The 6417-nt window shown below is 69.8% G+C and carries 5 protein-coding genes; 2 read left to right on the top strand and 3 right to left on the bottom strand.

Annotated features, from left to right (window positions below; genetic code table 11):
- Positions 1-1442 (bottom strand): ATP-dependent DNA helicase (locus FCU40_RS15075; protein ID WP_168075993.1); only part of this gene is annotated, 1442 nt, incomplete at its 3' end.
- A gap of 54 nt (positions 1443-1496) precedes the next feature.
- Positions 1497-2468, bottom strand: coding sequence for a tetratricopeptide repeat protein (locus tag FCU40_RS15070; protein WP_168075991.1), 972 nt, complete (start codon positions 2466-2468; stop codon positions 1497-1499).
- Between the two features lie 117 nt (positions 2469-2585).
- Here FCU40_RS15070 and FCU40_RS15065 point away from each other — a divergent pair, with 117 nt between their 5' ends.
- Both FCU40_RS15065 and pdeM read left to right on the top strand, forming a co-directional pair.
- Complete coding sequence (locus FCU40_RS15065) at positions 2586-5126, top strand: ligase-associated DNA damage response DEXH box helicase (RefSeq protein ID WP_168075989.1); 2541 nt, start codon at positions 2586-2588, stop codon at positions 5124-5126.
- Entirely contained in the window at positions 5123-5830 is a 708-nt protein-coding gene (gene pdeM / locus FCU40_RS15060; RefSeq protein ID WP_168075987.1) for a ligase-associated DNA damage response endonuclease PdeM, read from the top strand. The genes FCU40_RS15065 and pdeM overlap by 4 nt, the downstream gene beginning before the upstream one ends.
- 10 nt (positions 5831-5840) lie before the next feature.
- Here the strand turns inward: pdeM and FCU40_RS15055 are convergent, their stop codons facing one another.
- On the bottom strand, positions 5841-6305 hold the full coding sequence (locus FCU40_RS15055; protein WP_168075985.1) for a DUF3429 domain-containing protein: 465 nt from the start codon (positions 6303-6305) through the stop codon (positions 5841-5843).
- Positions 6306-6417 lie beyond the last annotated feature (112 nt).

Below are 6417 nucleotides of genomic sequence, written 5' to 3'. Positions count from 1 at the left end.
CCGCGCCCTTCGGGGCCGCGGATCCAGCGGCGCAATTCGGCGGCCTCGGCGCCGGACAGGGCGGCCGAGAAGGCGCTGTCGGCGGCCTCGAACAGGTGGTGGCCCTCGTCGAAGACGATGCGCTTGAGGCTGGTGGTCTCGTTGTCGCCCTTCAGACCCCGCGCCGTCCGCGCGCCGTCGAACGCCGCCTGGGTCAGCACGAGCGCGTGGTTGGCGATCACCAGGTCGGCCCGCTTGGACGCCCGCACGGCTTTCTCGATGAAGCAGATGCGATAGTGCTGGCAGCCGGCGTGAATGCATTCCCCGCGCCGGTCGACCAGGTTCGACGGACTCGCCTGGGCCGAAGGCGGCACAGCGGAAAGCGTCGGCAGCCAGGCCGGAAAGTCGCCGCCGGTCATGTCGCCGTCCCGCGTCGCCCGCGCCCATCGGGCGGTCAGGGCCAGGCCGATCAGGTCGCCGTTGCCCAGCTGGGCGCCGTTGATCTGCTCCTGGAAATTCAGCAGGCAGAGATAGTTCTCGCGCCCCTTGCGAACGACGGCCTTGCGGGCTCGCTCCTTGGGGTCGGGATAGATCGAGCGGCTCTCGCGCTCGATCTGGCGCTGCAGGGCGCGGGTGTAGGTGCTGACCCAGACCGACGGCCCGTTGGCCTCGGCCCACAGCGAAGCCGGGGCCAAATAGCCCAGGGTCTTGCCGACGCCGGTGCCGGCCTCGGCCAGCATCATGCGCGGCTCGCCCTCGCGCTCGCGCGGCTGGAAGGCGTAGGACGCCTCCTTCGCGAAGGTCGCCTGGGCCTCGCGCGCCTCCTCGAGGCCCGAGCGTTGCAGCAGTTCGGCCAGGCGCTGGCCGGCGCGCTCGGGATCGATCGGCCGCGAGCCGGCCTCGCCGGGCGGGGCCTGATCCTCCCATTCCGTCAGTCGCGCCCAGACGTCCAGGCCCGAGCCCCGGAACTGGTTGCCGGCCTGCACCGAGCGCAGCGCGCCGATCACCCAGGCGCCCCAGGACCAACCGGCCTTGGCCAAGGTCTCGGCCACGGCCAGGGCCTCCTCGCGCGAGGGGACCGGCGTCAGGGCCAGTTCGCGCAGCAGGGCGTCCGCGCTTTCGCGCAAGCTCTGGGCCTGCTCGGCCGCGCCGTGCGGTTCACGAAGCCCCAGGGCCATGGCCAAGCCCACCGCCGACGGCGCGCAGAACGCGGCCGGCCGGACAAAGGCGTGGAGCTCTAGAACGTCGAACAGTCGCGGCCCGCGCGAGGGCGGCGCCAAATTGAGTCGGCGGGCGGTCATGGCCGCGTGGGCCACCAGCACCGGGCCGTGCTCGAAGAGGTCGCGCGCGTCGGGGGCCCTCAGCATCCGCGCCTCGCCGCTTCCGTCGGCCACGCCCGCGCGCGGCCCCGGCAGCACCACGAGCGCGGGGGCGAGATCCAGAGTCGGCGGGGAGACGGTCACGCGAGTCTGTTAGCAAAAACCCGCGCGAAACAGAATCGGAACGTTCGCGCGGCGTCAGGTCACCGGCGCGCGGGAGGCCAGCTCGTCCTCCAGCCGGTCGACCGCCGCCTGGGCTTCCTCCTGCTGGTCGGCGTCGGGATCCTCGGCCGTCTTGCGATAGAGGGCCAGGGCCGCGTCCTTGTTCTTCTTCACGCCCTCGCCGGCCTCGTACATCAGGCCGATCCTATAATAGGCGTCGGTGTCGCCGGCGTTGGCGGCCGCCTTGTACCACTTGAGCGCCTCGGCATAGTCGACGGGCACCCCCTCGCCGTTGTGATAGACCACCGCCACATTGGCCATGCCCGTCGCCGAGCCCTGGTCGGCCGCGGCCTTGTACAGCGCCAACGCCTTGCCGTGATCGACGGCCACGCCATAGCCGTCGGAATAGAAGTCTCCCAGGTCGTTCAGCGCGTCGACGAACCCGGCCTCGGCGGACTTGCGCATCCAGGCGGCGGCCTGGGCCTTGTCCTCGGCCACGCCGCGCCCGTTCTGATAGGCCTTGGCCAGGTCGTACATGCCTTCGCGATCGCCGGCCGCCGCGGCGCGGCGGAACCAGCGAATCGCCTGGGCGAAGTCCTCCTGGACCCCTTCCGCGCCGCTGTAGACGAGGCCCATCCGGTCGTAGGCGCGGGCATAGCCCTTGCGCGCGGCGGCCTGGTAGAGCTTGGCGGCCTCCGCCGCGCTGGCGTCGACACCTTCGCCGTCCAGATAGAGATCGCCCAGGTCTACCATGCTGGCCGGGTCGCCGGCCGCCACGCCGGCCTTCAGCCAGTGCAGAGCCTTGTCGAGGTCGTAGTCCTCGTCGGGTCCGTCCAGATAGCGCAGGGCCAGCGCATCGTAGGCCGAGACGTCCCCCGCCCGGGCGCGGCGCGTGAGCTCGGCCAGATCGGCGGGCGCGGCGCTCTTGGCGGTTGCCGGCGGCGAGGCCGCCCCGCCGACGGGCGCCTGCCCAACAGCCAGCGCCAGAACAAAAGCCAGTCCGATCAAGTCCGAACCCCGTGTTTCGATCTTCTCAAGGTGTGGCGATATCGATCGTCTCGCGCAAGGGCGCGCGGCGCGCGAAAGACAGGTGAAACAGAAAGGGAACATGCTATATCGGCCACAATGCTCGCGGCCGACGCCCTTCCTCCCAAGTTTCAGCAATGGTTCGCCAGCCGAGGTTGGAGTCCCCGCGCGCATCAACTCGAGATGCTGGAGAAGGCCCGGGCCGGGCGCGGCGCCCTGTTGATCGCGCCCACCGGCGGCGGCAAGACCCTGGCGGGCTTCCTGCCCAGCCTGATCGAGCTGACCGAGCGGCCGAAGCGCAACGCCCCGGCCGGCGTGCACACCCTCTACATCTCGCCGCTGAAGGCTCTGGCGGTCGATGTCGAGCGCAACCTGCTGACGCCCATCCGCGAGATGGGCCTGCCCATCGTCGCCGAGAGCCGGACCGGCGACACCGGCGAGGCCCGCAAGGCGCGCCAGCGGGTGCGCCCGCCCGACATCCTGCTGACCACGCCCGAACAGCTGGCCCTGTTCTGCGCCTGGGAAGGCGCGCGCGAATACTTCGCCGATCTGCGGTGCGTGATCGTCGACGAGGCCCACGCCATCTGGCCCAGCAAGCGCGGCGACCTGCTGGCCCTGGGCCTGGCCAGGCTGCAGGCCTTCGCGCCGGAGATGCGGCGCGTGGGCCTTTCGGCGACGGTCGATGATCCGGATCTGGTGCGAAAGTGGCTGGGATGCAACTCCCCTCCCCCTCGCGGGGAGGGGGCGGGGGGTGGGGGCGCCGGCTCCGAGTTGACACCCCCATCCCCAACCCCTTCCCCGCAGGGGGGAAGGGGCTCGAATATCGACCTCGTGCTCGGCTCGGGCGGCGCGCGACCGGTCGTGGAGGTGCTGGTCTCCGGCGGTCGCGTCCCCTGGGCGGGCCATACGGCCGAGCACGCCATGGCCGAGGTCTATGAGATCATCAAGAGCGCCAAGACGGCCCTCGTCTTCGTCAACACCCGGTTCCAGGCCGAGTTCGCCTTCCAGCGCCTGTGGGAGCTGAACGACGAGGGTCTGCCGATCGCCCTGCATCATGGCAGCCTGTCGGCCGAACAGCGGCGCAAGGTGGAGGCGGCCATGGCGCGCGGCGCGCTGCGAGCCGTGGTCTGCACCTCGACCCTGGACATGGGCATCGACTGGGGCGACGTCGATCTGGTCATCCAGCTCGCCGCGCCCAAGGGGGCGTCGCGGATGGTGCAGCGCATCGGTCGCGCCAACCACCGCCTGGACGAGCCCAGCCGCGCCCTGTTCGTGCCGGCCAGCCGCTTCGAGATGCTGGAGTGCCGCGCCGCCGCCGACGCGATCCTGGAGAACCACCTGGATGGCGAGCCGCCGCGCGTCGGCGCGCTGGACGTCCTGGCCCAGCACGTCATGGGCTGCGCCTGCTCCGAACCCTTCGAGCTTACCGCTCTCTACCAGGAGATCCGCTCGGCGGGTCCCTACGCGGACCTCTCCTGGGAGGACTTCGAAACCGTCGTCGACTTCGTCTCGACCGGCGGCTACGCCCTGCGCACCTACGATAAGTTCCGGCGCATCGTGAGGAACGCCGACGGTCTGTGGACGGCCCGCAACGCCCAGGCCCGGCAGCAGCATCGGATGAACGTCGGGGCCATCGTCTCGCCGGGCATGATCAATATCCGCGTCGGCGGCGGAAAGAGACCGATGGGGGGCAGGAAGATCGGCGAGGCCGAGGAAGGCTATTTCGAGCAGCTGACGCCGGGCGACACCTTCGTCTTCGCGGGGCAGGTGTGGCGCTATAACAGCCTCGTGGGCGCCGACGCCTTCGTTTCGCCCGCCCCGAACGACGACCCGAAGATGCCCAGCTGGGGCGGCTCGAAATTCCCGCTGTCGACCTATCTGGCCAGTCGCGTGCGTCAGATGATGCACGACGAGCGCGAATGGGCCGCCTTGCCGCCGGACGTCCAGGAATGGCTGACCTGGCAGAAGGTCCGCTCGGCCATTCCGGACGAGGGCGAGATGCTGCTGGAGACCTTCCCGCGCGGCAAGCGCTTCCATCTGGTTTGCTATCCGTTCGACGGCCGCCTGGCTCACACCACCCTGGCCATGCTGCTGACCCGAAGGCTGGATCGCCTGGGCGTCGGGCCGCTGGGCTTCGTCTGCAACGACTACGCCCTCAACATCTGGTCCCTGCGGCCGATGGACGACCTGGACCTCGACGAGCTGTTCGCCCAGGACATGCTGGGCGACGACCTTGAAGCCTGGCTGGACGAGAGCTTCATGATGAAGCGCGCCTTCAAGCACTGCGCCCTGATCGCCGGCCTGATCGAGCGTCGCCATCCCGGCGCCGAGAAGTCGGGGCGGCAGGTGACCTTTTCGACGGATTTGATCTACGACGTGCTGCGCAAACACCAGCCCGACCACCTGATGCTGCGCTGCTCCCGACACGACGCCGCCACTGGAATGCTGGACATCGCGCGCCTGGGCGACATGCTGGCGCGGGTGAAAGGCCATATTCGCCACAAGTCGCTCGATCGCGTGTCTCCCTTCGCCGTGCCGATCATGCTGGAGATCGGTCGCGAGCGCGCGCCAGGCGACGCCGCCGGCGAGATGATCCTGGCCGAGGCCGAGGAAGACCTGATCGCCGAGGCCATGCCGTGACCCGCTTTCAGCCCTCCGCCTGCGGCGGTCTGCGGATCGATCTGGCCAATGTCGAGGTCATGCTGCGCTGGTCGGGCGCCCTGTGGCTGGAGACCGAACGCGCCCTGGTCGTCGCCGACCTGCACTTCGAGAAGGGCAGCAGCTACGCCGCGCGCTTCGGCCAGATGCTGCCGCCCTACGACACGCGCGAGACCCTGGACCGCCTGGACCGCGAGATCGCCCTGCTCTCGCCCGCCCGGCTGCTGTTCCTCGGCGACAGCTTCCATGACGGCGGCGGCGAGGCCCGGCTGGCGCCCGACGAGGCCCGGCGGCTGGAGGGACTGGCCATGGGGCGCGAGCTGGTCTGGGCGGTGGGCAACCACGACGCCGACGGCCCCAAGATCCTGCCGGGCGCGGTCATTGACGAAGCCAGCCTGGCCGGCTTGGTCTTTCGCCACGAACCCGAACCCGGCGCGCGGCCCGGCGAGGTGGCCGGCCACCTCCACCCAGCCGCCAGGATCACCAGCGGCCGGGCGACCACGCGCCGCCGCTGCTTCGTCACGGATGGCCAGCGTCTGGTCCTGCCGGCGTTCGGCGCCTATACGGGCGGGCTCAACATTCTGGACGAAGCCTTCTCGAACCTGTTCGCCGGACCGATGCTGGCGGGCGCCCTGGGACCTCGGCGCGTCCACGCGGTGGGGCCAAGGTCGTTGCGTCCGGATTAGAGCGCTCGCCTTACGGCATGTGCAGCGCCTGCTCCAGCGCGAAGGCCAGCGAAACCGCGGCCCCAGCGGTCATCAGAGTGCGCATCCTAGGACGCCAAGCCGGACCCTCGTGATTGGTTACGTCCCACAGCCATTGCAGCAAAAAGAGCAGCAGAAAGCCCGACAACTGCCAGGCCGGCTCGAACATCAGTTCCCCTAGCAGGAGGCCGAACGCGGCCAAGGGGAATAGCAATGAGATGCCCAGAACAGACCAGCGCGGGTTGGGATTCTCGATCTCCAGCCCGGTCCGCACCCCGCCGAAATACGAGACCATCGCCGCCGCATAGGCCAGCATGGCCGTCAGGCTGCCATTCTGGACGCTCTCGGGGCCATAGCAGAACAGGGCCGAGGTGACGAAAAAGGGAATAAGGGTCGACAGACCCAGGACCCAAACCGCCGGCGGCGCCGGCGCCCGCTCCTCCGCGGACTGGCTCATGGTGTTACTCCTTCGAAGGCGACCAGACCCGCCTCCCTGCCCGGAGCGCGACTATTACCGACCCGACGCCAGAGGTCCACGGACCATTTTCGGCTAAAAACCGGAAATTTCA

The sequence above is a fragment of the Caulobacter sp. SSI4214 genome (assembly GCF_012184455.1).
Classification (GTDB): Bacteria; Pseudomonadota; Alphaproteobacteria; order Caulobacterales; family Caulobacteraceae; genus Caulobacter; species Caulobacter vibrioides_E.
Note: the sequence above shows the minus strand (reverse complement) of the source record. Positions and strands in the feature narration are given on the sequence as shown.

Excerpts from the sequence above, each read along its gene's own strand:
- FCU40_RS15065 (WP_168075989.1), top strand. The coding sequence starts at position 2,586 with ATGCTCGCGGCCGACGCCCTTCCTCCCAAGTTTCAGCAATGGTTCGCC.
- FCU40_RS15055 (WP_168075985.1), bottom strand. The coding sequence starts at position 6,305 with ATGAGCCAGTCCGCGGAGGAGCGGGCGCCGGCGCCGCCGGCGGTTTGG.